Origin of the sequence: Bacillus infantis, from assembly GCF_020171945.1 — a bacterium.
Lineage (GTDB): Bacteria > Bacillota > Bacilli > Bacillales > Cytobacillaceae > Bacillus_AB > Bacillus_AB infantis_A.
On sequence record NZ_JAIVAP010000029.1, the window covers coordinates 26,420 to 52,612 of the forward strand.

General features: G+C 47.2%; 22 protein-coding genes and 1 pseudogene. 4 read left to right on the forward strand and 19 right to left on the reverse strand.

Annotation, left to right across the window (positions count from 1 at the left end; all coding sequences use genetic code 11):
• Positions 1-4: 4 nt before the first annotated feature.
• The 4 genes from glnA to hflX form a co-directional block, all read right to left on the reverse strand.
• The gene (gene glnA / locus LCM00_RS23395) at positions 5-1,339 is read right to left on the reverse strand and encodes a type I glutamate--ammonia ligase (RefSeq protein ID WP_224906529.1); all 1,335 of its coding nucleotides are present in this window, start codon (positions 1,337-1,339) and stop codon (positions 5-7) included.
• Between the two features lie 35 nt (positions 1,340-1,374).
• Positions 1,375-1,779 carry a MerR family transcriptional regulator gene (locus LCM00_RS23400; RefSeq protein ID WP_224906531.1) on the reverse strand — a complete coding sequence of 135 codons (405 nt, stop codon included), beginning with the start codon at positions 1,777-1,779 and terminating at the stop codon, positions 1,375-1,377.
• A gap of 161 nt (positions 1,780-1,940) precedes the next feature.
• Positions 1,941-3,209 carry a methionine gamma-lyase family protein gene (locus LCM00_RS23405; protein WP_224906533.1) on the reverse strand — a complete coding sequence of 423 codons (1,269 nt, stop codon included), beginning with the start codon at positions 3,207-3,209 and terminating at the stop codon, positions 1,941-1,943.
• A gap of 48 nt (positions 3,210-3,257) precedes the next feature.
• Positions 3,258-4,514 (reverse strand): GTPase HflX, encoded by a 1,257-nt coding sequence (gene hflX / locus LCM00_RS23410; protein ID WP_224906535.1) that lies wholly within the window; start codon positions 4,512-4,514, stop codon positions 3,258-3,260.
• Positions 4,515-4,806: 292 nt separating this feature from the next.
• On the opposite strand from hflX, the gene LCM00_RS23415 reads away from it, so the two are divergent.
• Positions 4,807-5,418 (forward strand): trimeric intracellular cation channel family protein, encoded by a 612-nt coding sequence (locus LCM00_RS23415; protein ID WP_224906537.1) that lies wholly within the window; start codon positions 4,807-4,809, stop codon positions 5,416-5,418.
• Positions 5,419-6,271: 853 nt separating this feature from the next.
• On the opposite strand, the gene spoVK is transcribed toward LCM00_RS23415, so the two are convergent.
• From spoVK to miaA, 3 genes are all read right to left on the reverse strand, one after another.
• The gene (spoVK, locus tag LCM00_RS23420) at positions 6,272-7,222 is read right to left on the reverse strand and encodes a stage V sporulation protein K (RefSeq protein WP_224906561.1); all 951 of its coding nucleotides are present in this window, start codon (positions 7,220-7,222) and stop codon (positions 6,272-6,274) included.
• Between the two features lie 297 nt (positions 7,223-7,519).
• Entirely contained in the window at positions 7,520-7,753 is a 234-nt protein-coding gene (hfq, locus tag LCM00_RS23425) for an RNA chaperone Hfq (RefSeq protein ID WP_022543740.1), read from the reverse strand.
• 29 nt (positions 7,754-7,782) lie between these two features.
• Positions 7,783-8,790: a tRNA (adenosine(37)-N6)-dimethylallyltransferase MiaA gene (gene miaA / locus LCM00_RS23430; RefSeq protein WP_224906539.1), complete on the reverse strand. Its 1,008-nt coding sequence runs from the start codon at positions 8,788-8,790 to the stop codon at positions 7,783-7,785.
• 255 nt (positions 8,791-9,045) lie between these two features.
• Between miaA and mreBH the strand changes: the two genes are divergently transcribed.
• A complete protein-coding gene (mreBH, locus tag LCM00_RS23435; RefSeq protein ID WP_224906541.1) occupies positions 9,046-10,053 on the forward strand; it encodes a rod-share determining protein MreBH in 1,008 nt (335 codons plus the stop codon).
• A 153-nt stretch (positions 10,054-10,206) separates the two neighbouring features.
• The gene (locus LCM00_RS23440; RefSeq protein WP_224906543.1) at positions 10,207-10,743 is read left to right on the forward strand and encodes a CBO0543 family protein; all 537 of its coding nucleotides are present in this window, start codon (positions 10,207-10,209) and stop codon (positions 10,741-10,743) included.
• Between the two features lie 26 nt (positions 10,744-10,769).
• Here LCM00_RS23440 and LCM00_RS23445 read toward each other — a convergent pair whose 3' ends face one another.
• Entirely contained in the window at positions 10,770-11,309 is a 540-nt protein-coding gene (locus tag LCM00_RS23445; protein WP_224906544.1) for a GrpB family protein, read from the reverse strand.
• A 232-nt stretch (positions 11,310-11,541) separates the two neighbouring features.
• Between LCM00_RS23445 and LCM00_RS23450 the strand changes: the two genes are divergently transcribed.
• Complete coding sequence (locus LCM00_RS23450; protein ID WP_224906545.1) at positions 11,542-11,946, forward strand: nucleoside 2-deoxyribosyltransferase; 405 nt, start codon at positions 11,542-11,544, stop codon at positions 11,944-11,946.
• Positions 11,947-12,005: 59 nt separating this feature from the next.
• Here the strand turns inward: LCM00_RS23450 and LCM00_RS23455 are convergent, their stop codons facing one another.
• The 11 genes and pseudogenes from LCM00_RS23455 to LCM00_RS23505 all read right to left on the reverse strand — a co-directional run bounded on the left by LCM00_RS23455 (position 12,006) and on the right by LCM00_RS23505 (position 25,952).
• On the reverse strand, positions 12,006-12,545 hold the full coding sequence (locus LCM00_RS23455; RefSeq protein ID WP_224906546.1) for a helix-turn-helix domain-containing protein: 540 nt from the start codon (positions 12,543-12,545) through the stop codon (positions 12,006-12,008).
• Between the two features lie 94 nt (positions 12,546-12,639).
• Positions 12,640-14,565: a DNA mismatch repair endonuclease MutL gene (gene mutL, locus LCM00_RS23460; protein WP_224906547.1), complete on the reverse strand. Its 1,926-nt coding sequence runs from the start codon at positions 14,563-14,565 to the stop codon at positions 12,640-12,642.
• A gap of 18 nt (positions 14,566-14,583) precedes the next feature.
• Positions 14,584-17,235: a DNA mismatch repair protein MutS gene (mutS, locus tag LCM00_RS23465; RefSeq protein WP_224906548.1), complete on the reverse strand. Its 2,652-nt coding sequence runs from the start codon at positions 17,233-17,235 to the stop codon at positions 14,584-14,586.
• A gap of 148 nt (positions 17,236-17,383) precedes the next feature.
• Complete coding sequence (locus LCM00_RS23470) at positions 17,384-17,824, reverse strand: VOC family protein (protein ID WP_224906563.1); 441 nt, start codon at positions 17,822-17,824, stop codon at positions 17,384-17,386.
• Positions 17,825-18,115: 291 nt separating this feature from the next.
• Positions 18,116-18,427: pseudogene (locus tag LCM00_RS23475) on the reverse strand (VOC family protein); the annotation flags it as partial.
• 162 nt (positions 18,428-18,589) lie between these two features.
• Positions 18,590-19,138: an outer spore coat protein CotE gene (locus LCM00_RS23480; protein ID WP_224906565.1), complete on the reverse strand. Its 549-nt coding sequence runs from the start codon at positions 19,136-19,138 to the stop codon at positions 18,590-18,592.
• Between the two features lie 255 nt (positions 19,139-19,393).
• On the reverse strand, positions 19,394-19,822 hold the full coding sequence (locus tag LCM00_RS23485) for a RicAFT regulatory complex protein RicA family protein (RefSeq protein WP_224906549.1): 429 nt from the start codon (positions 19,820-19,822) through the stop codon (positions 19,394-19,396).
• Complete coding sequence (gene miaB / locus LCM00_RS23490) at positions 19,822-21,366, reverse strand: tRNA (N6-isopentenyl adenosine(37)-C2)-methylthiotransferase MiaB (RefSeq protein WP_224906551.1); 1,545 nt, start codon at positions 21,364-21,366, stop codon at positions 19,822-19,824. The genes LCM00_RS23485 and miaB overlap by 1 nt, the downstream gene beginning before the upstream one ends.
• 792 nt (positions 21,367-22,158) lie before the next feature.
• Positions 22,159-23,025: a 2-oxoacid:ferredoxin oxidoreductase subunit beta gene (locus LCM00_RS23495; protein WP_224906553.1), complete on the reverse strand. Its 867-nt coding sequence runs from the start codon at positions 23,023-23,025 to the stop codon at positions 22,159-22,161.
• Positions 23,026-24,762 carry a 2-oxoacid:acceptor oxidoreductase subunit alpha gene (locus LCM00_RS23500; protein ID WP_224906556.1) on the reverse strand — a complete coding sequence of 579 codons (1,737 nt, stop codon included), beginning with the start codon at positions 24,760-24,762 and terminating at the stop codon, positions 23,026-23,028. It lies immediately after the preceding gene.
• Positions 24,763-25,004: 242 nt separating this feature from the next.
• Positions 25,005-25,952: a dipeptidase gene (locus tag LCM00_RS23505; protein WP_224906557.1), complete on the reverse strand. Its 948-nt coding sequence runs from the start codon at positions 25,950-25,952 to the stop codon at positions 25,005-25,007.
• Between the last annotated feature and the right edge of the window lie 241 nt (positions 25,953-26,193).

Here is a 26,193-nt window from a genome sequence, read left to right on the forward strand (position 1 = left end):
TCTATTAATACATCTGCAGGTACTGCTCGCGCTCCCAAGGGTGAACTTGTGTGCGGAACATATCCCACTCAATTTCCTTCGCTTCGATAAAGTGTTCGAAGATATGCTCGCCAAGGGCTGAAACCATGATTTCGTTGCTCTTCAGCTGGTCAAGAGCCTGGGCAAGTGTTGCAGGAAGGTCTTCGATGCCTTCTGCTACGCGCTCTTCTTTGTTCATCACATAGATATTGCGGTCAACTGGTGCTGGAGGAGTCAGTTTGTTCTTGATTCCATCAAGACCTGCTTTTAACAATACAGCCATAGCCAGGTATGGGTTTGCTGCCGGGTCAACGCTGCGGACCTCAACACGTGTGCTCATGCCGCGTGATGCCGGGATGCGGATCAGAGGTGAACGGTTCCTTGCAGACCATGCCACATAGCAAGGTGCTTCATAGCCAGGCACAAGGCGCTTATAAGAGTTGACAGTCGGGTTTGTTACAGCTGTGAAAGCTGGAGCGTGCTTGATGATGCCGGCGATGAATTGGCGGGCAGTATCGCTTAGCTCAAGGTTTCCAGTTGTATCATAGAAAGAGTTCTTGCCTTCATTGAACAGGGACATATTGCAGTGCATCCCTGATCCGTTTACGCCGAACAATGGCTTCGGCATGAATGTTGCGTGCAGGCCGTGCTTGCGGGCGATCGTTTTGACAACAAGCTTGAATGTCTGGATCTGGTCGCATGCAGTCAGTGCATCAGCATATTTAAAGTCGATTTCGTGCTGTCCTGGAGCCACTTCATGGTGGGAAGCTTCGATTTCAAAGCCCATTTCCTCAAGCTCAAGCACGATGTCGCGGCGGCAGTTCTCGCCAAGGTCTGTCGGCGCAAGGTCGAAATAGCCTCCGTTATCATTCAGCTCAAGAGTAGGTTCACCCTGCTGGTCAAGCTTGAACAGGAAGAATTCCGGCTCAGGTCCGAGGTTGAAGTTTGTGAAGCCTAATTCCTTCATCTCATCAAGGATTCTTCTCAGGTTGTTGCGCGGATCTCCATCAAATGGAGTAAGGTCCGGATTATAGATGTCACAGATCAGGCGGGCAACCTTGCCTTTTTCAGCTGTCCAAGGGAATACAACCCAAGTGCTGAGGTCAGGATACAAGAGCATATCAGATTCCTCGATGCGGACGAAGCCTTCGATGGAAGAGCCGTCGAACATCATTTTGTTGTCCAGCGCTTTTTCAAGCTGGGAAATCGGGATTTCCACGTTTTTGATTGTTCCGAGGATATCCGTAAATTGAAGTCGGATAAATTTTACGTTTTCTTCTTCAGCAATACGTTTAATGTCATCTTTTGTGAAGTTAGCCATTAGTTTTTCCTCCCTAAGACATATCAATTTTATTTTTAATGGAAAAAGCGGGACATATCTCCCTGGCGGAGTGAATGCCGGTTGAATCGGCCGGCCTGCATCATTTCCTGCCTCAGGAGCTTTCTCAATTCATCATCAGACAAATCGCGCCTTACTTTTTCTGCTTGCTGCTGTACTTCAGCTGTTAATGTTTGTTCCTGCATGGCGAATAATTGCTTGATTCCCGCCATATTGACTCCCTGATCAATCAAATCCTTGATCTCCAGGAGCTTATCAATATCATTCAGGGAAAAAAGCCGTCTATTTCCGTCAGTTCGTGCTGGAGAAATCAATTGGTGCTCTTCGTAATAGCGGATCTGCCTGGCTGTCAGCTCAGTCAGCTGCATTACAGTCCCAATTGGAAATAGCGGCATGGAACGGCGTATTTCACTGCCTTTCATCCGATTTCTCCTCCTTTGCAATCATTTCTTGTGTTTATTATATGTAATGTCAGATTTGTTGTCAACCTTATGTGAGGTTTTATAACATTAAAAACACAAAAAATTTTTCCCTGACAAAAATTAAAAAGGACAGCCATGCTGCCCTTTTATATATTCACCTATTAAAGTTGTATTAAACCCTTTTTTGCCAAAGAGCTGATGGCAGTGCAAATGGCAATTTTTACATGCGAGTAAGTGAGGCCGCCCTGGACATAGGCAACATACGGCGGACGGGTCGGTCCGTCGGCGGTAAGCTCAATGCTCGCCCCCTGGATGAATGTGCCTGCAGCCATGATCACGTCATCTTCATAGCCCGGCATATAAGCAGGATACGGGGTTACATGTGAATTGATGGGAGAAGCGTATTGAATGGCCTGGCAGAATGCCACCATCTTATCCCGGTCATCAAATTGGACGGATTGGATCAGGTCTGTCCTCTCCGCATCCCATTTTGGCGAAGAATTCATCCCGAGCATTTCAAGCAGCGCTGCAGTGAATACGGCCCCTTTCAGCGCCTGGCCGGCAACGTGCGGAGCAAGGAAGAATCCCTGGTACATCTCCTGGAGGCTGTACAGTGAGGCCCCCGCTTCCGCTCCGATACCGGGGGAGGTCATCCTGTAAGAGCATGCTTCAACCAGTTCCTTTTTGCCGACAATATAGCCGCCGGTTTTGGCAAGGCCGCCGCCTGGATTCTTGATGAGGGATCCGGCCATCAGGTCAGCGCCAACATGGCATGGCTCCATTTCCTCTATAAATTCCCCGTAGCAATTGTCCACAAAGACAACCACGTCCGGCTTGATTTCTTTTACAAACTCAATCATTTCCTTGATCTGGGCAATGGTAAAAGAAGGCCTGACAGCATAGCCTTTGGACCGCTGGATTCCAATCATCTTCGTATTCGGCTTAATGGCGCTCCTGACGGCTTCAAAATCGACATGGCCATTTTCACCGAGAGGAACGCTGCTGTAGCTTATGCCGAATTCCTTCAGGGAGCCTGTCCCTTTCCCTCTGATGCCGACGATTTCCTCAAGGGTATCATAAGGTTTCCCGGTCATATAAAGCAGTTCATCCCCTGGGCGGAGGATGCCGAAAAGAGCGGTAGAGATGGCATGTGTTCCTGAGATGATCTGCGGCCTTACAAGACCCGCTTCCCCGCCGAACACCCTTGCATAGATTTCTTCAAGTGTATCCCGGCCGATATCATCATAGCCATAACCGGTAGAAGGAATGAAGTGGGAATCGCTTACCTTGTAATGCTGAAAGCTTTCAAGCACCCTGAACTGGTTGGATTCGATCCTTTGGTCAATTTTCTTATGAACGGATGCAATTTTTTCTTCTGCCTGTGAAGCCAGTTCTTGAATCCGGCTTCCGTATTCTAAATGCTGAAACATGCTGTTCTCCAATCCAAGAGCCGGAGGGTTCATCCCCTCCGGCCTTTTTTATACTGTGTATTTGTTTAGTTCTCCTGAGATCTGGTGATCTTCAAGGGCATACCCTTTGCAGAGATAGACCTCTGTCTCTTCCTGGAATGAGAGCTCCCTCAATATGGTCTCATTTTTCAGCTGCGACAGAATCCTGCCTTCAGTTGACGGGATTTCCACCTGATAAGGCTTCATCATGCCAAGGACCAGCTCCTCGATTTTCCGCTTCAGCATGCTGCGGTCCTGATCCGCAAATGCGCTGATCACAACGGATTCGGTCTTTGCCGTTGGAACGAAATCCGGATGCACCTGGTCACTTTTATTATAAACCGCCAGCTGCGGGATGTGCTGGATATCAAGATCCTCGAGCAGCTTGTTCACGGTCTGTTCATGCTGAAAATAATCCGGATTTGATGAATCGATGACATGAAGCAGCAAATCTGCTTCACTTACCTCCTCTAGCGTCGACCTGAAGGCCGCAACAAGGGTTGTCGGCAGATCCTGGATGAACCCGACCGTATCCGTTGCAAGCGCCAGATAGCCGCTTGGGAGGATGAGCTTTCTTGTCATCGGGTCAAGCGTAGCAAAGAGCTGATTCTCTTCAAAGGATTCAGCTTCGGCAAGCCGGTTGAACAGGGTCGATTTTCCGGCATTCGTGTAGCCGACAAGGGCAATCTGGAACGCTTTATTCTTTTTGCGGCGCTCGCGGTATCTGTCCCTGTGCTGCACGATCACCGACAGCTGCGATTTGATATCATCAATCTTCCTGCGGATATGGCGGCGGTCGGATTCAAGCTTTGTTTCACCCGGCCCCCTCGTCCCGATCCCGGCACCGAGCCTGGAAAGCTGGAGGCCCTGTCCGCCAAGCCTTGGAAGCAGGTACTGCAGCTGGGCAAGCTCAACCTGCAGCTTCCCTTCCTTCGACCTTGCCCGCTGTGCAAAAATATCAAGGATCAGCTGAGTCCGGTCAATGACCCTGCTGTTCACTTCATTGGAAACATTCCTGACCTGGCTTGGTGAAAGCTCATCATTGAAAATGATCAGATCTGCTCCAACCTCTTCCTCAAGCAACTTTAATTCTTCAACCTTGCCTTTTCCTATATATGTAGAAGGATGGATTCTTTCTCTTTTCTGGGACAGCTCGGCCAGCACTTTGCCGTTGGCCGTTTCTGTCAATGATGCAAGCTCTTCCATCGAATACTGGAAATGCCTGTCGTCCTCCCCAGTCTGGCAGCCGACGAGAATAACCCTTTCGAACTCCGTTTTATTTTCCAAGGAATCCCTCTTTTCTATAAAAAATCGCCTTACTGGAATACGTACTTCCGACCTTAAAATATCATACCAAAAATATGCTCTCCATCCTACTATTTTCACCAGTCTGAGCGCTTTAAAACCCTTCTCCACCCTATTCTTCGCAGCTGCTGGAAAATAATGATTGAAAAATCATTTTTGCGTGTTAAAATCATATTGTTTGAGGTAAAAAGACGCTGTGGAGAGTTTAGCCTTTCCGCTGATATAAAAGAAAAAACCAGCCTGGTTCCAGGCTTCACCAGAGGAGAAATGCACCATGACATGGGAAGTATTGAGCATGATTGGCACGATTGCTTTTGCAGTAAGCGGCGCGATCATTGCCATGGAAGAAGAATATGATATTTTAGGGGTTTATATACTCGGGATTGTGACAGCGTTTGGCGGAGGCGCCATCCGTAACCTCCTGATCGGGGTGCCGGTTTCAGCCCTTTGGGAGCAGGGGATGTTCTTCCAGATAGCCCTTCTGTCCATTACAGCGGTATTTCTGTTCCCCAATAACCTGTTAAGGCACTGGCAGAAATGGGGGAACTTTTTTGATGCAATCGGCCTTTCTGCATTTGCGATTCAGGGCGCAATTTACGCATCAGAAATGGGCCATCCTCTCAGCGCTGTCATTGTGGCTGCCGTCCTGACCGGGAGCGGCGGAGGCATCATCCGCGACCTTCTGGCCGGGAGGAAGCCGCTGGTGCTGAGATCTGAAATATACGCAGTCTGGGCGATTCTCTGCGGCTTTGCCATCGGGCTTGGGCTGGCAGACTCGGCCGTCGCATTATACAGCCTTTTTGTGTCCATCACCCTTCTCCGGGTGCTGTCATACACCTATCACTGGAAGCTTCCGGCGAGGCGGCTTGGCACAGCAAGGCAATAATACGCAAAAAATGACGTATGGATTGGCATACGTCATTTCTTATTTTTAGCATTTGTTTGTGAAACAGAGACTTACAGATAAGGGACAGCATACAAAAAGCAGTACCCATTTTTAAAAAAGTGCATGGCTTAAACTAGATCTTCAAAGCTGAAAGCTTAATGAGATTTTAGACACTGTCTTCCACATGGAAAGAAACATAACGATTCCTAAGATATTTGAAACAATAACACCATATCCGATAAATAAATGCTCGTAATGGAATAGCGGGGTATTGTAAATGGCAATATAAAGCGATATTAAAGAAAAAATCAGACTCAGTTTATACTTAGTCAATTTAAAGAATCCGTATAAAAGTGCAGTATAAGCCCAGAATTGCGCGTCATACCAAGCATGTGAAAGCCTTATCCATTCATTATTATGGAAATATGATAAAACTAATACAGACAAAACGAGCACTGCGAGAACTGGAGTGAATTTAACAATTTGTAACAGAGTTAAAATTCGCTTATTGAAAACTTTTGAGTCTTGTTTTGTTGTTACTCTCTTCAAAACAGAAATATTTAAAAATATAAATCCCAAGCTGCAAGCAAAAATTAAATATTGCATAATTACCCCACTTTTACCATTTTACCTATAAATTAACATATAACTCAGAAGAGATAAATAACTTTTTAAACGAAGGAAAGCATTTTCGAACGGATGTGAATATGCCGGGACTTTCAATGAAAATCAAAAATGTAAAGATTAATTTTCTCCATCTGATCAAAAAACTCGCCTTATTATGGCGAGTTTTTGCTTTTTATGTTCCTGGCAATGTACAAGCTGATGCCTGCTTGCTCAGATTCCTTGTCACTTATATATCTTCTTCAAAGATCAGATCATTGCTTCTGATCGTCATCAGCTCATGGCGGTCGAAATGGCTTTGCATCAGCAGCCTCATCGCCTGGGCACGTATTGATTTTTCAAGGATATTGCGGATATAGCGCCCATTGGAAAAAGCGGTTGTGCTAATATCCGATTTTGCCCATACCAGATGCTCCCTCAGCTTTTTCTCTGCTTCATGGCTCAGGGAATATTCCTTTTCCACCAGCATCTTTTGGGCGATTTCCATCAGCTGCTCGATTGTATAGTCAGGAAAATCGATGACGAGCGGGAACCTTGAATGAAGGCCGGGATTGAGGGTTAGGAAATAATCCATTTCCCTGGAATAGCCGGCAAGGATCAGGATGAACTCGTGCTGCCGGTCCTCCATATGCTTGACAAGCGTATCAATCGCTTCTTTGCCGAAGTCTTTTTCTCCTCCCCTGCCGAGTGAATAGGCCTCATCTATGAAAAGAATGCCGCCGATTGCCTTCTTGATCAGGTCACGGGTCTTTTGCGCGGTGTGGCCGATATATTCACCGACAAGATCGGCCCTTTCCGCCTCGATCAGATGGCCTTTCGCAAGGACATTCATCTTCAGGAAAAGCTTGCCGATCAGCCTGGCGACCGTCGTCTTCCCTGTACCCGGGTTGCCCTTGAACATCATATGCAGAGCCTGCTTCCCGGACTTCAGGCCTGTTTCTTCCCTTTTCTTGTTTACATATATCCATGCATAAATTTCTTTTATCATCCGTTTCATTTCTTCCATGCCGACAAGGGCTGCGAGCTCTTCCTCAATTTCCTTAAGTGCTGCATGCTCCTGAGGCAGTGCCCTTGGAACAACTTGAATGTCCGGGCTTTCCTTAGTAAATGGCTTCCTTTTCTGCGAATTGAGCACAATGCTGATCTGGCCATTATTTTTCATGCGTATCGGCTGGTCCAAAGCTTTCACCTCACTATTTCCCACCAGTATACTCCTTGAAGCTGATTCATGTGACAAATGCCTATCTTTCAGGCAGAAAAGCTGTCACATTTACTGCTGAAGCGACAAAATACCGGGTTTTTCTCCCTGCAGGAGCCAGCAGATGTCATATTCTGCGGTTTCCCGAGAAATAACCGTTATTTTTATATATATTCACAAGCCTTCAAAATCATTAAAGAAAGTTGCTGAAAAGGTAAGTTTCTCTCCATATAAAAAGCCCGCTTCCCGGAAGAAGCGGACTTTGCTTTATAGTAAGGACTATTGCTGTCCTTCAAGATCGATCTGGACGTTGCGCTGCGGAGAAAAAGTGGAAATGGCATGCTTATAAACCAGCTGCTGCTTCCCTTCTGATTCAAAAAGCACCGTAAAGTTATCAAACCCTTTGATCTGGCCGCGCAATTGGAATCCGTTCAAAAGGAATACAGTCACCCCTGTGCCGTCCTTGCGAAGCTGGTTTAGAAATTGGTCTTGAATATTAACGGATTGTTTCATTGATAAATCCTCCTCTTTTGTCTCTAATATTATGTATTCGATTTTATTTGAAGCTTTCCTTCAATATACGCAGAAATTTCCGCGATTTTTTTTTCAAGCAAGCCTGGATCGGATACATGTGTCATATCAAACCATTCCACATTCATCTTGTTTCGAAACCAGGTCAGCTGCCTTTTTGCGTATCTGCGTGAATTTTGCTTCAGATTTTCGACCGCGCCATCTAAAGAGATGCGGCCGTTTATGTACTCGTAGACTTCCTTATAGCCGATTGCCTGGATTGACTGGCAGTCTTTCAGCCCCTGTCTGTGAAGGGCTTCCACTTCTTCCAGGAGGCCATCATCCACCATTTTATCGACCCGGCTGTTGATCCGCTCATACAGCCTCTCCCTGTCCATGGAGAGCCCGATGATGCTTGTATCATACAGCAGTTCAGCTGCCTGCTGTTCCTGGTACTGGGTCATGGTCTTTCCTGTACAATGGTATACCTCAAGCGCCCGGATGACCCTTCTTATATTGTTGGGGTGCATTTTCCCGGCACTGGCAGGATCGATATTCAATAGCTCCTTATAAAGCACTTCTGCCCCTTCGGCTTCAAGGCGCTGTTCGAGCTCCTCCCTGAAGGCATCATCTGATGGGGCATCGGAAAATTGGTAGTCATATATGACAGATTGTATGTAAAGGCCTGTTCCCCCGACAATCATAGGCATCTTCCCCCGGGAAGCGATGCTTTCGATTTCCTTTCTGACAAGCCCCTGAAATTCAGCTGCGGAAAAAGGTTCATTTGGAGCTTTAATATCAATTAAATGATGGGGAATCCCTTCCATCTCATTCTCTGTAATTTTGGCTGTCCCTATATCCATGCCTTTATAGATCTGCATAGAATCGCCGCTGATGATTTCAGCATGGAACCTTTTGGCCAATTCAATGCTGAGCTTGGTTTTGCCGACAGCTGTCGGGCCGATCAGCACGATCAATTTCTGCTTTGTGTTTGTATCCAATCCATTCACACTGCCTTTATCTTTCATTCTCTGCGCCATAAGAGCTTAAGACCCTATTGGCTTTTCTATATCCTACCATAACTTGCCTGCGCAGTTGAATATCTATGCAGTATTGCCAGCAAGGTTTTTCTTTATTCAGCCAATTCCTCCCTTTTATTTTACCATTTATGATAAAAATTTCATCAATCATTACATTTATTTAACGATTCGATAACATTCGTCAGAAGACCCCCTTTTTCGTGCTAATGTTACAGAAGATTATTAGGCAATCATAATGAAAGAATAGGTGATAGGATGATTTCAACTTCTGAAATTGGAATTGACTTAGGTACTGCAAATATACTGGTATACAGCAAAAATAAAGGCATCGCCCTTAACGAACCTTCTGTTGTGGCCATTGACACAGATACAAGGAAGGTTCTTGCTGTCGGCAAGGAAGCAAAAGAAATGATCGGCAAGACGCCGGGCAAAATTGTTGCCATCCGTCCTTTGAAGGATGGCGTTATTGCAGATTATGATATTACGACCGAGCTGCTTCGCCATGTAATGAGGCAGGCATCGAAAAAGCTTGGCTTTGCCATCCGCAAGCCGAATGTGGTGGTCTGCACCCCGTCAGGCTCTACTAGTGTTGAAAGAAGAGCCATCCATGATGCTGTCCGGAATGCTGGAGCAAAGAAGGTTCATCTGATTGAAGAACCGGTAGCTGCAGCGATCGGGGCAGGGCTGCCGGTCGATGAACCGGTAGCGAATGTGATTGTGGATATTGGCGGAGGATCGACAGAAGTGGCGATCATTTCTTTCGGCGGCGTCGTAGCCTGCCATTCTGTCCGCATAGGCGGAGACAGGCTTGATGACGATATTATCCAATATGTACGCAAAGAGTACAATGTCCTGATCGGTGAAAGAACAGCCGAACAGGTCAAAATGGAAATCGGCTATGCCCTCATCGACCATGAAGAAATGAAAATGGATATACGCGGCAGGGATCTGGTAACAGGACTGCCGAAGACCATTACCCTTACTTCCTATGAAATCAGGGATGCGATGAAAGAATCCCTGCTTCATATCCTCGAAGCCATCCGGGCCACTCTTGAAGACAGCCCGGCAGAACTTAGCGGCGATATCGTCGACCGCGGCGTTATCCTTACAGGCGGAGGCTCTCTGCTGAACGGCATGCAGGACTGGCTTTCACAGGAAATCGTGGTTCCTGTCCACCTTGCCTCCAGCCCGCTAGAATCTGTGGCAATCGGCACAGGCAAGGCGCTAAAGTTTATTGATAAGCTGCAGACCGCGGTGAGATAAATAACTTTTGTTAAAAAACAGCCTATAAAACGGACTTTCTTCTAAGCCGTTTTGTAGGCTGTTTTGCTTATAGTGCAGTCCCTCCCTGCTGCATAATTTTGCGCCTCAATGGAAATAATCAACCATTAGATAACATGATGGGAGGCGCGCAAGATGTTCAAAATGGTCCAGGACCTGAATGAAAGAGCCAGCCGGCTGGAATTGGAATACTGGCGGAATGAAGATCTATTCAGTCCGCACTGGTGGTTCATTGCTATCTTGAATTTATTATTCATTGTTCTGCTATTTGTTCTGATTGACCGCTGCCGGCTGATGCAAATGAGCCTTGCTTTCCTTATTAGTTTTATCCTTGTCGGGATTGTAGATGAATTAGGCTACTTTTTTGGCCTATGGACCTATCCCCATCAGTTTATAACCGTCCTGCGCTCGTTTAATGCTGTTGATTTTGCGGTTGTCCCCGTAATGATCACCTTGACCTATCAATATTTCCGCAAATGGAAAAACTATGTGATAGCCAATACTGCCATTTTTCTTTTCGTCTCATATCTCATGATTCCATTGTTTGTGCATTATCGTTTATACATTTTGTATAAATGGAATTATACTTATTCTTTTTTGTCACTATTTGTTTTATGCTTGGTGGTAAAAGCATGCTCCGACTGGATCTGCAGGCTTGCAAAAAATCCTTAAGAGACAGGCCTCCTTGCCTTTTTCCATTACTTTCCCTCTGTTTCCCTCAGCGCTGCAATCCTTTTCACAAAGCTTTCCTTGTAATCTGTATATTCTTTAATGCCTGTGGAGGTCTTCTTAATATAATCGAGCTTCAGCTGTACATATTCTTTCCTTGCGTCTTCGTTCTCATTTAAATAATCTCTGAAAAAAAGGAGATTATTCCATAATTCTCCTTCATATTCGACAAGATGCAAAAAATGGGTTTTGATCTTATAATCATGATCACCAAATCTGGCAAAAACCACTTCCCCGGGCCGTTTGACTTTCAATTGAAGAAATCCTGCGGCTTTCAGTCCTGCAATCAGGGATGGATCAAGTGCAGCCAGGTCTTCAATAGCTGCCATGATATCTATGATGGGTTTGGCTGGAATACCTGTGATTGCCGTGCTGCCGATATGCTCGATATGGCTGCCAGGTATTTTTGTGTTTTCCAGCAAATCTTTCCGCACCTTTTGAAATTCTGTCTTCCAGCCAGGTGAATGGTCTGCCAGCCTAACTTCGTCAGGATTTAAGCCGAGTAGCATACAAACTCCTCCCCCTTCCTATGCTCTTCACTATTTCGCTGTTATTGCCTTATTTTCCTCCTATAACAGGCATATGGCCGAAAGTGAGTAAAACAGATGAAAGCATGCTAACTCTGAAAGTCAGTATCTTTGTTTACATAATATTATTATTAACAACCTAAAAAGTATGTCTCTCATTGACAAATTGTTCTGACACTATACACTATGAATAACCAATTGAAAGGATGATAGGATGAAATTTTACATCGGCTCAAGTTTTGCCAATACTCCTCAGGTCCGAGAGCTTGCGGCATTCTTAAAGGAGCAGGGTTTTCGGCAAACCTATGACTGGACCAGCAATAGCCGGGCTGAAGATGCGGGGAAGCTCCGCTCAATCGGGGAAGCTGAAATTTCAGCAGTGAAGGAAGCTGACTTTGTTGTCATTCTTCTTCCGGCAGGTAAAGGAAGCCATATTGAGCTCGGGCTCGCCCTTGGCTTTGGAAAACGGGTGTATCTATATTCAGAGGAAGATCTAAAGGATAATCCTGCTGAGGCTTCCACTTTCTATTTTTTGCAGCAGGTTATCCATATCAGCGGCACATTTGAGGAATTAAAAGAGGAACTTATCGAAGCAGAGTGTGTAACAGAAAAACGATAAGACTGAAAAATCCGGGGTCCGTACGCATGGCTGCCCTTCCTGCCAGAAGGGCACAGTTTTCATTCTTCCTCCGCCATATTATCCAGCCTCATGGCGATGGTGCCTACCCCTATCAATACGCCTGACTGATCGACCAGAGGATAGCCGATAAAGCAATAATTATAAGATTCTCCGTTGTGGAAACAGCTGTCATAGACGGAGACGGTTTTTTGAGTATCGATGACCTTCTGTTTCAGGTCGAGTATTTTCTTTGCATCAATCGTGTAATTAAGCTCATCATCCCTGGCACCGATAAAATGCTGGACCTTCTCCATGCCGGTCGGATTATACACCCAAGTATAGCGGAGGTCCAGGTCGCTGTGGGCAAGAATGCTTCCGGTCTGGAAAAATGCATCCTGAAAAGCATTGGTATCAGAGAAAAGGAGCAAGGGGTCAATGTTGAGCACCCTGCCGATCGATCTGCTTATTTCTTCGCTGGGATTTCTCAGGCCTGATTCAATTTGTGAATAATAAGCCCTGTCTATATGAATAAGATCTGCAATTTCTGACTGGGTCAGATTCCTGTTTTTCCTGAGTTTTACGAGCCAATATCTTTTCATTTCACTTCGCCTCCTTTTCTATCATATAGAAAGCCCTTCCTCTGTGGGAAGGGCTTTCTGGCATAGTTCATAAATATTTAAATAAAAGATAGATTTACATGACTCTTTTAAACATCTTTTCCATTTCATAGGTAGAATAATGGATGATAATCGGACGGCCATGCGGGCATGTGAACGGGTCCGATGATTTGCGGAGCATATCCAGCAGAGCCTGTATCTCATCATTGCGCAAATGGTGGTTGGCTTTAATAGAGGCTTTGCAGCTCATCATGATGGCTGCCTCTTCCCTCAGCTTTTTCACATCGGCCTTTTTCATGCTAAGCACCTGCTCGATCATATCCTCAATGATCTGCTGCTCTTCTCCCCTAGGGAACCATTGGGGATGGGACCTGACAATGAATGTGTTCTGCCCGAAAGGCTCGAGGAAGATTCCTACTTTTTCAAGCTCCGTAACATGTTCATTGATTTTAATATATTCATCTGCAGCATATTCGAATGTCAGCGGAACGAGCATTTCCTGAAGCTCGCTTTCCACCTGGCCGACTTTGTCCCTGAAATATTCGTACTTGATCCGCTCCTGGGCAGCATGCTGGTCAATGATATAAAGGCCGCGGTCATTTTGCGCGAGAATATAGGTGCCATGCATCTGGCCGATCGGATAGAGCGGCGGCACCCTGTGAACGGCAGCCGCTTCCGGCTCAGCCGTCCCCCCGATCACCTCTTCTTCATCATCTTCCATAAAGGCTTGGCTGCCTGCAGGCTGTTCAGCTCTGAATGGAAATGCTATGCCATCAGTCCGCAGTATATCCTGCGGCTTAAATGCAGGTGCTTCCTCGCGCTCCTGGACAGCCATTTCCTCTTTGATGAACATTGGCTGTCCGGATTCAGAGGGTGCCTGCCTGCTTTCATTCTGCACGTGCTGAGGCTGTTCTCCCCTATGTTCCATCACTTTTTCCGGAAGATGGTCTAGTTCAAAAAAGGTCTGCTCTGACTTTGGCTTTTCCGCCCTTGCCGGGGCAAAGCCGGCAGGAATCAGTTCCTGTGATTTGAAAGCATCCTTAATGGTACCTGCTACAAGCTCATTCAGTTCATGCTCCTTGCTCAGCCTCACCTCCATTTTGGAAGGGTGGACATTGACATCCACAAGCAGCGGATCCATCTGGACATTCAAAAGCACAATCGGATAACGCCCGATCGGCAGCAGGGTATGATAGCCTTCCTGGATCGCTTTGACGAGCGGGTAATTCTTGATGAACCTGCCGTTGATCATCGTAGAAATATAATTGCGCGAAGCACGGGTGATTTCCGGGAGCGCGATATAGCCATGAACATGGAAATCGAGCGAGCTTGCCTCGACAGGAATCATCTTTTTGACAATATTCATGCCGTAGATAGAGGCCAGCACCTGCTGCACATTTCCGTTCCCTGCCGTATGCAGGAGCTTCCGCCCATTATGGACAAGGCGGAAGGATACCTCCGGATGGGCAAGGGCGAGGCGGTTCATCACGTCAGTAATGTTGCCAAGTTCTGTATGGATCGTCTTCATGTATTTCAGGCGGGCCGGTGTATTATAAAACAGGTCGGAAATGGTGATATCCGTCCCCTTCCGGCTGGCGGCCTTTTCAAATTCCGCAACCTTTCCGCCTTCAATCAGGATCCTTGTGCCTGCATCGCCTGTCGAGGTCTTCAGCTCCAGCCTGGAGACAGAGGCGATGCTGGGCAGCGCCTCACCCCTGAAGCCGAGCGTCCGGATGCGGAACAAATCATTTTCATCCTTGATCTTGCTTGTGGCATGGCGCTGGAAAGCCGTCATCACATCGTCTTCTTCAATGCCTTCCCCGTTGTCAATGATGCGGATTTTTGCCAGGCCCGCCTCTTCTGCATCAATTTCGATTATGGTGCTTCCCGCATCAATGGAATTCTCAACAAGCTCTTTTACGACAGATGCCGGCCGTTCGACCACCTCACCTGCGGCAATTTTATTGGAAAGGGCATCATCGAGCTGAACTATCTTCCCCACGAGCAACACCTCCTCTTTCTATTTCTTCGTGCTTTTTGCCGTTTTTTGCAGTTCATATAAAGTGTTCATCGCATCAAGCGGCGTCATTTCAAGAATATCCATCTTGGCCAGCTTGTCGAGGATTTTCTTTTCGGCCGGGCTCAAGCTTGCTTTCTTCGGCTCTGCCGGGCCATCAAAGAATGACAGCTGGGCATCGTGAACTTCTGGAGCCGGTGCAGGTGCTGAGTCTGCCGCGGGCAGTTCCTGTATGCCTGCCGCGACTTTTTCGCGGACGGGCTTTTCAGCGGGTTCCCCCTCTTTCCTTTCAAGCTGCTCAAGTATTTCATTTGCCCGGTCAATCAATTCTGCCGGCAGCTCTGCCAGCTGGGCGACGTGAATCCCATAGCTTTTGTCTGCCGCTCCTTCTTTAATTTTGTGAAGGAACACAACCTTGCCATTTTGCTCAATGGCACTAACATGGACATTCTGCAGATCAGGAAGCTCTTCAGCCAGAACCGTCAGCTCATGATAGTGGGTTGAGAACAGTGTCTTGGCCCCGATCCGTGAATGGATATACTCAATGATCGCCTGGGCCAGCGCCATTCCATCATAGGTGGAAGTCCCGCGGCCGATTTCATCGAAAAGGATGAGGCTGTTCTGTGTTGCATTGGCAATCGCATTTTTTGCCTCAAGCATTTCAACCATAAAGGTACTTTGGCCGGAGATCAGATCATCCGCTGCCCCGATCCTTGTGAATACCTGGTCAAAAATCGGCAGCACCGCCTCTGATGCCGGAACATAGCAGCCGATCTGTGCCAGGATGCTTGTCAGGGCAACCTGGCGCATATAGGTGCTCTTACCGGACATATTCGGTCCTGTGATCAGGAGCAGCTCACGGCCGTCTCCCATCACACAGTCATTCGGTACATATTCCTGGCTGTCCATCACTTTTTCCACGACAGGATGGCGCCCTTCCTTCACGCTGATTTCCCGATTATCGGAAAAAACAGGGCGGACATAGTGGCGGTCCTCGCTGATCTGTGCAAAGCACTGCAGCACATCAAGCTCACTGACCGTCCTTGCGAGTGCCTGCAGCCTAGGGATATATTCCTTCACATGGTCGCGGACATGGCAAAACAGCTCATACTCAAGCTCGGTGATGCGCTCTTGCGCTTCGAGAATCAGTGTTTCCTTCTCCTTCAGCTCCGGGGTGATATACCGTTCGGCATTGGCGAGGGTCTGTTTCCGGTCATACCGCCCTTCCTCAAGAAGATGGATATTGGCCTTCGTAACTTCGATATAATAGCCGAATACCCGGTTATAGCCGATCTTTAAAGACTTGATGCCCGTACGTTCCCGCTCCTGGGCCTCAAGCTTTGCAATCCAGGTCTTGCCGTTCCTGCTCGCGTCGCGGTACTGATCCAGCTCATCATGGTAGCCATCCCGGATCATATTCCCGTCCTTTACGGAGATCGGCGGATTATCGACAATCGCGCTTTCAAGAAGATCCGTGATTTCTTCACATGCATCGAGCTTCTCAGCCAGTTCCTGCGCGTCCGAATTCTGCATGCTTCCGACAAGCTCCTTCAGCAGCGGGACCTGAAGAAGCGAGCTTTTCAGCTGTATCAGATCTCGGGCATTCACATTGCCGAACGCCACACGCCCTGCCAGGCGCTCAAGATCATAAACCTCTTTCAGCTTTTCGCGCAGGTCCTGCCTGGCAAAGTAATCGTCCAGCAGGGATTGGACGAGCGAATGGCGCCGTCCGATTGCCTTCCTGTCAATCAAAGGGCGGTCGATCCACTGCTTGAGCATCCTTGCTCCCATTGCCGTCTTGGTTTCATCCAGAAGCCATAAAAGCGAACCTTTTTTCCCTTTCGACCTGATCGTCTCAGTCAGCTCCAGGTTCCTTTTGGAAAAATAATCAATCTTCATGAATTGGTGCACCTGGTATGTGGCAAACGGCTGCAGGTGGTCAAGGCTCCGTTTCTGTGTCCTGAACAAATAATTAAGCAATCTTGCCGCTGTCTCCCTGAGCTTGTCCTGATTGAGGGCATCCAATAGAGGAGCGCTCATCTCTGTTATGCCTGCATCCTGTTCATAAGATACAGCCGCAACAGAACGCTCCCTGAACTTGCGCTCCATTTCCGGGTCGAATCCGGAAGAAACAACCACTTCCTTTGCCCCTGACATCGAAAGCTCATTCAAAACCTCTTCCTGGCCAACAAGCAGGGTGATTTTGTTCTCACCCGTGGAAAGGTCATTGCAGGCAAATCCAAACGAGCCGTCTGAAAAAGCGGAAATGGACGCAATATAGTTATTTTCCTTTTCATTGAGCCCGCGGCCTTCCATCAGGGTACCGGGAGTGATGAGCTGCACCACTTCCCTTTTTACGACACCCTTTGCCTGGCGGGGGTCCTCTGTCTGTTCGCAGATGGCTACTTTATAGCCTCTTTCCACCAGCTGCTCTATATATTGCTGGGCAGAGTGGTAGGGAACCCCGCACATCGGGATTTTTTCTTCCACTCCGCCATTCTTGCCTGTTAATGTAATCTCAAGCTCCTGTGACGCCCTGATGGCATCTTCAAAAAACATTTCATAGAAATCCCCGAGCCTGAAAAATAAAAAGGCATCAGGATAGTCTGCTTTGACTCGTAAATACTGCTGTATCATCGGCGTGTAAGCTGCCATAATATCCTCCAAATAACATCTCTCATTATTTCTCTTCAGCTATCTATTATAGCATAAGCGAAGCTCCCGTTGTTTGCTGAGGGGCATTATGACAGCAGGCAGAAATACGGGTTTAAGGGGATATCTGGCATTGTTTTTTAAAATTATCTCAGATGCCAGCTGTATTCATCAGGACAATCCGCCAGCCGTCAGGATCTTCGATGGTAATGCCGCCCCTTCCCCAGTAGGGATTCTCCGGCTCAACTTCCTGATAGCCCATCTCAATCAGCCGGTCTGCAGCTGAGTTTAGCTTATGAAGATCAGGGATATACAGAACGAGCAGATGGTCTTTTGCAGGGCCGGGAAGCTCGTGCTTTTCATCCGTCTCTGTGAACTCAAGGTGGTATTCCCTTTCCGGAAGACCGTACATTACACCTTTATATCCTTCATGGTGGAATCCTCCCAGCTCCCTGAGCCCAAGCCCTTCTCCATAAAAATGCCTGATTTTTTCCAGCTGGTTTGTCGGCCGGGCGATCCTGACTTGAACGGCAGATACCGGCTGCTGCCACTCCCCTCTGACCTGTATCTCGTACGGAAGGTCATCGTCCATATAATGGGCATCCCTGCTGCCTGAGACGATTAATTTAATCGGATGGATCTCGGCCCTCCGGTCTGTGGGGTACCAGCAGCGCCCTTCTTTTACGAGGACAAGGACACCTGCATCATCACCATAAAACGCGAATGAACTGCTATCTGCCCCTTGCTTATCAGCAAGAATCGGCATCAGCTTTGCCTGCATTCCGGCAACGTCAGCTGAAGGGAAGCCGACTTCCCCGACATCATGCCAGCCCCCGGCTGTTTGGCTTCGGGATGCCGGCCGCTCAAGGCACTCCAGTATATTGCCGTCCGGATCAGTGAAATAAGCCTGCTTCCCTTCCCAAAAGAGGCTGTATTCACCTTCTTCATTGGAAAGCAGGCAGCTTTCTGCTCCAAGCCTGCTATAAATATGGTCAAAATAAGCTGCATCTGTCCGGAAGCATAGATGATAAAAAGGGACTGTTCCCCCTTTTTCAAAAAAAAGCTTTGTGCTTCCCGCCCTGACGGAAAACCACCTCTCAGTCTGGTGGATCAGCTCCATCTCCAGTACTTCCGTATAAAAGGCGCACATCTCTTCAAGATGGAAGCACTGCAGGTTAACCTGATAAATCTGCATTAGAATCTCTCCTTTGTCTGCCAGTTCGGCCTCAGCTTCATTATAAGAGAAACAGCATGCAGAAAATTCAGCCTTATGACGGAGACTGCCTTCGTCTTTTTGACTGGCTGCTGCGGCAGAAAACAAAAGAAAACTAGGAAGCGGAACCTTCCTAGTTTACGATTATTCTTCTTCTGTTCCGACCAGGAAGTGCGGATTCAGATCCTCGAATTCCTCATCCTCGACATCGAGGCCCCATACTTCGTCATCATCGCAATCGCATTCGCCGTGGTACACAGCTACACAGACTTTCGTCTCGCCGATTACTTCCACAAGGAATTCCCTTTCCACGTGGACGATGATTTTGTTCCCGTTCGGGGAAATGACTGCTTCAACACAATTCGGCTGCTGCAGTACTTTGGCAATGACATCCTGATCATCTAAGCAGTCCTGATCACGGTATTTAAGTTTGATGACATCTTTATAGTCAACCCGTTCAGTAACGACTTCCGTCTTCGTATTATCGTTATAGGAATACCAAACGTTAATGTCATAATAGCCGCAGATTTCAACTGTCTTGCCGACCTTTTTCGCCTCATACTTGTGGTTTATAATCCAACAGCCAAGGATGCTTGACGGGTGGTGTGCCGGGCATATCGTATGATTGGACTGGGTGAATTTGCGTCCCTTCGCTACGACGGCTTTTGTAATTATCTCTCTGTATTCTCCCATTGCGAGCGAACCCTCCTCATTCATTTTCAATTCATCCTATGCGGGATATTAGACTAGTGTGATTACAATTTTAAGGGTGCATGCAGAGCTTCTTGTAAGGTGCGATATACGGTATTCTATGCGGATACCCATGGTTTGGTGTCATGGTTGCCCGGACTGGGGGGACACGGGCTTTGAGGAGGCAGAACTCCGCTCATTTTTAAATTGGCAAAAAAAAGACCCCTGCATCCAAAAGGGATGCAGGGGTCACCAGCATTAATGCTGGCAGCCGTTTTTGTTTTGCAGTTCTGCTCCTGTTTCACCGCTCAGGATGTTGCCTCCAGTAGAAACGAGGATTTCATCTGTAACTTTGTTGCTGATCGTGGTAGCTACAAGCTGCAGAAGCTCATTCACTTCCACCTGGGACTGCTTGAATTCCTGGACAACCGGAATCTCGTCAAGCTGGCGCTCAAGCTCCTCTATTTTGGCTTCGGTCTTTTTTAAAGCTTCTTCTTTGCCAAAATGCTGCAGGTTAACTGCCTGCTTCTGAAGTCCTTTTATGCTTGTGATCGCAGTGCGGACCTTTTCATTGCTGTGGATCTGCGCTTCCGCTCTTTTGAAAAAGTCCACTTCTTCTGTTTCTGCTATGATTTGTGCAAGCTCCCTTGCACGTGCAATGATATCGTCTTTTGTATATTTCCCCATTATTTCACCTCAGCTGGTTGAAGCTCTTCAACCATTTCTCCATTTAATGACCATGTTTTCGCATCTGTAATTTTAACAGAAACAATCTTTCCAATCGCTGACTTTGGTCCTTTAAAGTTTACAAGCTTATTCTTTCTAGTATACCCTGCCAGAACCTCAGGATTGTTCTTGCTTTCGCCTTCAACCAGGACCTCTACAGTCTGGCCGTGATATTTCTTCATCGCTTCAGCCGACATTTCATTAACGAGGGCATTCAGGCGCTGAAGGCGCTCTTTCTTGACCTCCATCGGCACATTATCCTTCATCTTGGCCGCTGGTGTGCCTTCACGCGGAGAGTAAATGAAAGTATAGGCAGACTCGTATCCGACTTCCTTATAGAGAGAAAGAGTTTCCTCGAACTGCTCTTCTGTCTCATTCGGATAGCCGACAATGATATCTGTTGTAAAAGTTGCATTCGGGATGGCTGCCCTGATTTTCCTCACAAGCTCCAGATACTGTTCGCGCGTATATTTCCTTGCCATGATTTTCAGGACATCTGTGGAGCCTGACTGGACAGGGAGATGGATATGCTCAAGAAGATTGCCGCCTTTGGCAAGCACTTCAATCAAGTGATCATCGAAATCACGCGGATGGCTTGTTGTGAAGCGGATTCTCGGTATGTCAATCTTCCTGATTTCATCCATAAGGTCGCCTAGGCCGTACTGGAGGTCTGTAAAGTCCTTCCCGTACGCATTGACATTCTGGCCAAGCAGGGTGACTTCCTGATACCCCTGGGCGGCAAGCTGGCGCACCTCCTGGATGATTTCTTCAGGGCGGCGGCTCCGCTCCTTGCCCCTTGTGTAAGGGACGATGCAGTAGGTGCAGAATTTATCGCAGCCGTACATGATGTTGACCCAGGCCTTGATATTGCCTTTGCGGACTTTAGGAAGATTCTCAATGACATCTCCCTCTTTGGACCACACTTCAACGACCATCTCTTTAGACATATAAGCTTCCTGCAGAATGTTTGGAAGTCTGTGGATATTGTGCGTGCCAAAGATCATATCCACCTGGTCATATGTCTTCAGGATTTTATTGACGACTGATTCTTCCTGCGACATGCAGCCGCATACGCCAAGCAGCAGGTCAGGGCGTTCTTTTTTCAGATGCTTCAGATGGCCAAGCTCGCCGAACACTTTGTTTTCGGCATTCTCACGGATAGCACATGTGTTCAGGAGAATGACATTCGCATCCTCGACAGTGTCAGTCGGCTCATAGCCTAGACTGAGGAAGATGCCGGCCATGACTTCTGTATCATGCTCATTCATCTGGCAGCCGAATGTCCTGATATAGAATTTGCGGTTATTCCCCATGCCCTGGAATTCAGCCGGAATATTGAAATCTTTATGATAGCGGACCTCTTCCTTCCCGCGTTTTTTTGCATCTTTCAAGGAAGGTGGCGCATATACGGTTTCAAAGTAAAGGCTGTAGTCCTTTTCGGATTTTTTGTCCGAAGGATTTGCTGCAGCAGCCTGCTGGCCTTCCATCCGCTGTTTTTCGTTCATAGAAAGTACCCCTTTCTTCTGTATAACCAAACGGTAATCGCTGTTTTCATTTTTTCATGTAAGCGCAGTTAGAATGTTGTACACATTATAATAGTATAAGGGTTTAAAACGCTGAAAACAATAGAAATCCTGTAAGGATACTGACTCTATTGGCACTTTGGCAGCTGAGGCTGATGGATGGATTAAACGGCAGGGGCTTTTCAGGCAAGTAGTTCACTTTCCGTGGAGAAACACTGAATATGGCATATGAGTCCGCTTTGAGTGCATACTTGCTCTTAGCAAATACAGCAGATGGAAAGCCGAAGAGTGAGTAACCAGTGATAGAAAAATAAGGGGAGATTTTACTGCTAATCGCAGATTAGAGCGGTTTTTGGGTAAAATATGAGGCGTTTTTCCCTCTATTAAAAGAAAAGCCCTCTATTTTCACACTTCCAAGTCCAATAAGAGGAATTTCTCCCTCTATTTAAGGAGTTTTCAGTGCTATTTTTCAAATAAGGTGAATTTCTCCCTCTATTTTTCTCCATCAGCAGCGAACCTGGTTTTACTAATAATAACCCGGCAGTTCAATTATCCAGACGATGGGGGCATAAGTAAAATAGCCCGGGATATCCCAGGCTATTTTGGTGTATTAATTACCATGCTATTTCCATTACAAAACGTGTGTTGTTCAGGCTGCTGGCTCCATATTATCTGAACTATTTACTTTGCAGGGCCCCAGCTCTTCGCAGGTAGTCTGTTATTTTCCGTTCCAGGACCTCCGCTTTCCGCGGGGCGGCCCAGCCGTGTTCCAACTCACATAAATTCAGCTGTCAGTTTGCCGAAATGCTCTTCATCGATCTTCAGGTCGGCATGTGCAAGCGGTGTTTCCGAATAGCCAGGAAGCATTTCCTGATAGGATTTGCGCTCTGTATCCTGGTAGATCAAGCCTGTGACAAGTCCGTCATGCTTCATCAGCGTCTGCATGGCCATTGAGCGGTCTGAAGAGTCATAGCCTTCTACATCGGCGAGCTTTGTCAGGTTTTCTTTGAACCAGTCGTACGTATTCACTTTATTATAAGTAACGCACGGACTGAACACGTTGATGAGCGAGAAGCCTTTATGCTTGATGCCTGCTTCGATCAGCGCTGTCAGGTCCTTCAGGTCAGTTGAAAAGCTTTGGGCCACAAACGTTGCCCCCGCTGTCAGCGCCATTTCCATCGGTGAAATGGCTTGCTCGACAGAGCCGTGCGGCGTGGACTTTGTTTTGAATCCGGCTGCAGACCTTGGTGAAGTCTGCCCTTTTGTCAGACCGTAAATCTGATTGTCCATTACAATATAGGTAATATCGACATTGCGGCGGATGGAATGGACAGTATGCCCCATTCCGATGGCAAAGCCGTCTCCGTCACCGCCGGAAGCGATGACAGTCAGATCGCGGTTCGCCATTTTAAGACCCTGGGCAATCGGGAGTGCGCGCCCGTGGATGCCGTGGAATCCATATGAGTTGATATAGCCGGAAATCCTGCCGGAACATCCGATGCCGGAGACGACTGCAAGGCTGTCAGGCTCGAGCCCTACATTGGCAGCTGCCCGCTGGATGGCGGCCTGGACAGAGAAGTCTCCGCATCCAGGGCACCAGTTAGGCTTGACGTTATTGCGAAAATCTTTAAATGTGGCCATTTAGAACAGCTCCTTGCAAGTGGTATGGATTTCATTCGGCAGGAACGGATTCCCGTCATATTTCAGTATTTTATTGATTTTCTGATGCTGGCCCACATTCATTTTAATGATATTTGCCAGCTGGCCTGTTGCGTTATTTTCAATAACAGCCACCTTTTTGGCAGACTCCATCAGCGGTCTAAGCTCTTCAGACGGAAACGGATGGATCAGGCGGATATGTGCATGATTTACCTTCAGGCCATCCTTTTCAAGGCGGCCCATGCTTTCCTCAATAGCTCCCCTTGTGGAGTTGAAGCCAATAATCAGGAGGTCTGCTTCATCATGCGGAGCATTTTTATGGACCGGATTGCTGAATTTGATATTCTCGACTTTCCGGAAGCGCTTGTTCATCTGATCTCTCCGGTTTGCAGCAGATTCAGAAGGCTTTCCGGTTTCGTCATGTTCCACGCCGGTTACGTGATGGATGCCGTTCTTCATGCCTGGCACCACGCGCGGGGATACCCCGTCTTCTGTCACTTCATAGCGCTTGAAATAACCCTTGTTTTCAATTTCCGGCAGCTCTTCGTCCACAAGCTTGCCTCTGCGGATTTCAACTAGGCTGAAGTCCAGCGGCTCAACTGTCTGTTTGCCGAGAGACAGCTGCAGGTCAGAAAGCATGATGACAGGGCACTGGTATTCTTCTGCCAGATTGAATGCTTCTGCTGCATCATAGAAAGCTTCCTGGACCGTGCTTGGCGCAAACACGATTTTTGGGATTTCCCCATGTGTTCCATAAATCATCGCCATCAGGTCAGACTGCTCCTGCTTTGTAGGAAGGCCTGTAGAAGGTCCTCCGCGCTGTGTGTCTATAATCACAAGCGGTGTTTCGGTAATGCCGGAAAGGCCGATTGCTTCCATCTTCAATGACAGCCCGGGTCCTGCCGAAGCAGTCATTGCACGGACACCGCCATAATTGGCGCCGATCGCCATGGTAACAGCCGCAATTTCATCTTCTGTCTGGATAACGCTGCCGCCAAGCGGAGGAAGCTTCTTAATCAGGTACTCCATGATTTCAGATGCCGGAGTGATCGGATAAGCTGCCATGAACCGGCAGCCGCCTGCAAGCGCACCAAGTGCAATGGCATCATTGCCGATCATGAACATGCGTTTTTTCCCATCAGCTTTTTCAAGCTCCATCAGCTCAGCGCCTTCGCCAGCCAGTTCCTTCATCCGGTCAAATCCGGCTTTGATGGCTTCCATGTTCTTATCAACAACCTGCTGCCCTTTTCTGCCGAAGATTTCCTGGACAACTTCCTCAAAAACCTTGATATCCAGGTTGAGAATGCTGCAAGTCGCGCCGACAGCGACCATATTTTTCATCAAAGAAGTCCCCAGTTCAGTGGCAAGCTCAGTAAAAGGTACAGCAAAGAGCGATGCATTCGTATCCTCAGGCTTCTTCGGATCAAATTTTGCATCGGCGATGATGACGCCTTTATCATGCAGCTCTTTATAGTTCACATCAATCGTTTCCTGATCAAAAGCTACTAAAATATCAAGATCATCGGAAATGGAGCGGATCTGGGACGTACTGACCCGTATCTTATTATTCGTATGCCCCCCTTTAATCCTTGAAGAAAAATGCCGGTACCCATATAAATAATAGCCAAGGCGGTTAAGAGCTATAGAGAAGATTTCCCCAGTACTCTCAATTCCTTCTCCCTGCTGGCCGCCTACTTTCCAAGAAAGCTGTTTTAACATTCATTACACCCCTTCGGATTGTTCTATATATGTATAATTGTATGGTCTATTAATAAACCCCCGCAGCCTATTAAACAACGGAAAACAGCTTCAAAAAAGGTGCAAAAGGGTACTAAACGCTTTCAATTCTAGACCGAACCCCCGAAAAAAGCAACCCTTTCCAAAGAATAAATCCACGGTAGCAAGGCTTGCGCAGTCCTGTCCTGAGCCCCTGTGTGAATAGTATTTTTGAAGGAAGTCCCTCATCCGCCAAACTCGTTTCTTCCGGCAGGAGGCAGCCTTTTTTCCATATTGCGAAAAAGGAATTTTTCCACTTGTATCTCAGAATAATGTTTTTGAAGTTCGTTTACTAGGTTCCCATAATATTTAAAAGAAGACAGCCCATCTACTGTATCATCGATGCCGTCAAAATCTGATCCAAAGCCGGTATGGTCTTCTCCTCCCAGGGAACAGACATGTTCTACATGCTTAAGGATGTCAGAAATCGCGGATTCTTTGGTCCCTGTCAAAAATTCCGGAACAAATGTCAGTCCGATGACGCTGTCCCGCTCAATCAGCGCCTTCAGCTGATTATCGTTCAAATTCCTTGGCACAGGGCAGAGGGCATGGCAGTTGGAATGGGAGGCAAAAGGTAATTCGGCCAGTTCCATCACATCCCAGAACCCTTTCTCAGAGAGGTGGGATACATCGCATAAGCACTGCTTTTCATTCAGGATCCCGACCGCTTTTTTTCCAAATGAAGATAGTCCTGCCCCTCTTTCCTCAAGGGCGCCGTCTGCTGCATAATTGCTGTAATTCCAGGTGAGCCCGACAGAAGATACTCCAAGCCTTAACAGAGTTTTCAGCTTAAGAAGATCATCCCCGATGCAGTCGCACCCTTCAAGCGTAAGAACTGCGCCGATTTCATCCTCTTTCAGCCGGTATGCCTGCCCTCTTTCCTTAATATGCTTCATCTTCGGAAACGGCTTGAGCACCCTATCGTAAAAAAGCTCAATCATATATAGCGCGGCATGGAATTTCATATTCGGATGGACGGATTCCGGGACATAGACGGCAAAGCACTGCACCTTGGAACCTGCTTCCTGGAGTTTTTCGTAATCTACATGCAGCCCGCTGCTGCTCCTGAAATCAATTGAAGGATCAATAAACATTTTATAAAGAACGTCACAGTGAGAATCAAAAATGTTCATGCTTCCTCCCCTTTCAATATATCTGGATAGCATCTATATTCGATGGATGCTATTATATTTCCTTTATCCCTGCAGCAATCGACGCAAAAATAAAATGGTGCAAACCCTTCCCCAGGATTAAAAAAAGCCTGTTTGCTTTCAATAAGCAAACAGGCAAAGATGATGTGCTGCCGGCTATTTATTGCCCAAAGCAAAGGGCATTTTTTTTATATGCCACTGCTTTTCCCCTTTTGTTATCTTG

Bases quoted from the DNA above. Each gene is read 5' to 3' on its own strand.
- glnA (WP_224906529.1), bottom strand. From the start codon at position 1,339: ATGGCTAACTTCACAAAAGATGACATTAAACGTATTGCTGAAGAAGAA.
- miaB (WP_224906551.1), bottom strand. From the start codon at position 21,366: ATGAACGAAAAACAGCGGATGGAAGGCCAGCAGGCTGCTGCAGCAAAT.
- LCM00_RS23450 (WP_224906545.1), top strand. From the start codon at position 11,542: ATGAAATTTTACATCGGCTCAAGTTTTGCCAATACTCCTCAGGTCCGA.
- LCM00_RS23495 (WP_224906553.1), bottom strand. From the start codon at position 23,025: ATGGCCACATTTAAAGATTTTCGCAATAACGTCAAGCCTAACTGGTGC.
- LCM00_RS23505 (WP_224906557.1), bottom strand. From the start codon at position 25,952: ATGAACATTTTTGATTCTCACTGTGACGTTCTTTATAAAATGTTTATT.
- LCM00_RS23500 (WP_224906556.1), bottom strand. From the start codon at position 24,762: ATGTTAAAACAGCTTTCTTGGAAAGTAGGCGGCCAGCAGGGAGAAGGA.
- LCM00_RS23480 (WP_224906565.1), bottom strand. From the start codon at position 19,138: ATGGGAGAATACAGAGAGATAATTACAAAAGCCGTCGTAGCGAAGGGA.
- LCM00_RS23400 (WP_224906531.1), bottom strand. From the start codon at position 1,779: ATGAAAGGCAGTGAAATACGCCGTTCCATGCCGCTATTTCCAATTGGG.
- mreBH (WP_224906541.1), top strand. From the start codon at position 9,046: ATGATTTCAACTTCTGAAATTGGAATTGACTTAGGTACTGCAAATATA.
- LCM00_RS23470 (WP_224906563.1), bottom strand. From the start codon at position 17,824: ATGGACGATGACCTTCCGTACGAGATACAGGTCAGAGGGGAGTGGCAG.
- LCM00_RS23405 (WP_224906533.1), bottom strand. From the start codon at position 3,209: ATGTTTCAGCATTTAGAATACGGAAGCCGGATTCAAGAACTGGCTTCA.
- LCM00_RS23440 (WP_224906543.1), top strand. From the start codon at position 10,207: ATGTTCAAAATGGTCCAGGACCTGAATGAAAGAGCCAGCCGGCTGGAA.
- LCM00_RS23415 (WP_224906537.1), top strand. From the start codon at position 4,807: ATGACATGGGAAGTATTGAGCATGATTGGCACGATTGCTTTTGCAGTA.
- mutS (WP_224906548.1), bottom strand. From the start codon at position 17,235: ATGGCAGCTTACACGCCGATGATACAGCAGTATTTACGAGTCAAAGCA.
- hfq (WP_022543740.1), bottom strand. From the start codon at position 7,753: ATGAAACAATCCGTTAATATTCAAGACCAATTTCTAAACCAGCTTCGC.
- LCM00_RS23445 (WP_224906544.1), bottom strand. From the start codon at position 11,309: ATGCTACTCGGCTTAAATCCTGACGAAGTTAGGCTGGCAGACCATTCA.
- LCM00_RS23485 (WP_224906549.1), bottom strand. From the start codon at position 19,822: ATGGGGAAATATACAAAAGACGATATCATTGCACGTGCAAGGGAGCTT.
- miaA (WP_224906539.1), bottom strand. From the start codon at position 8,790: ATGGCGCAGAGAATGAAAGATAAAGGCAGTGTGAATGGATTGGATACA.
- LCM00_RS23455 (WP_224906546.1), bottom strand. From the start codon at position 12,545: ATGAAAAGATATTGGCTCGTAAAACTCAGGAAAAACAGGAATCTGACC.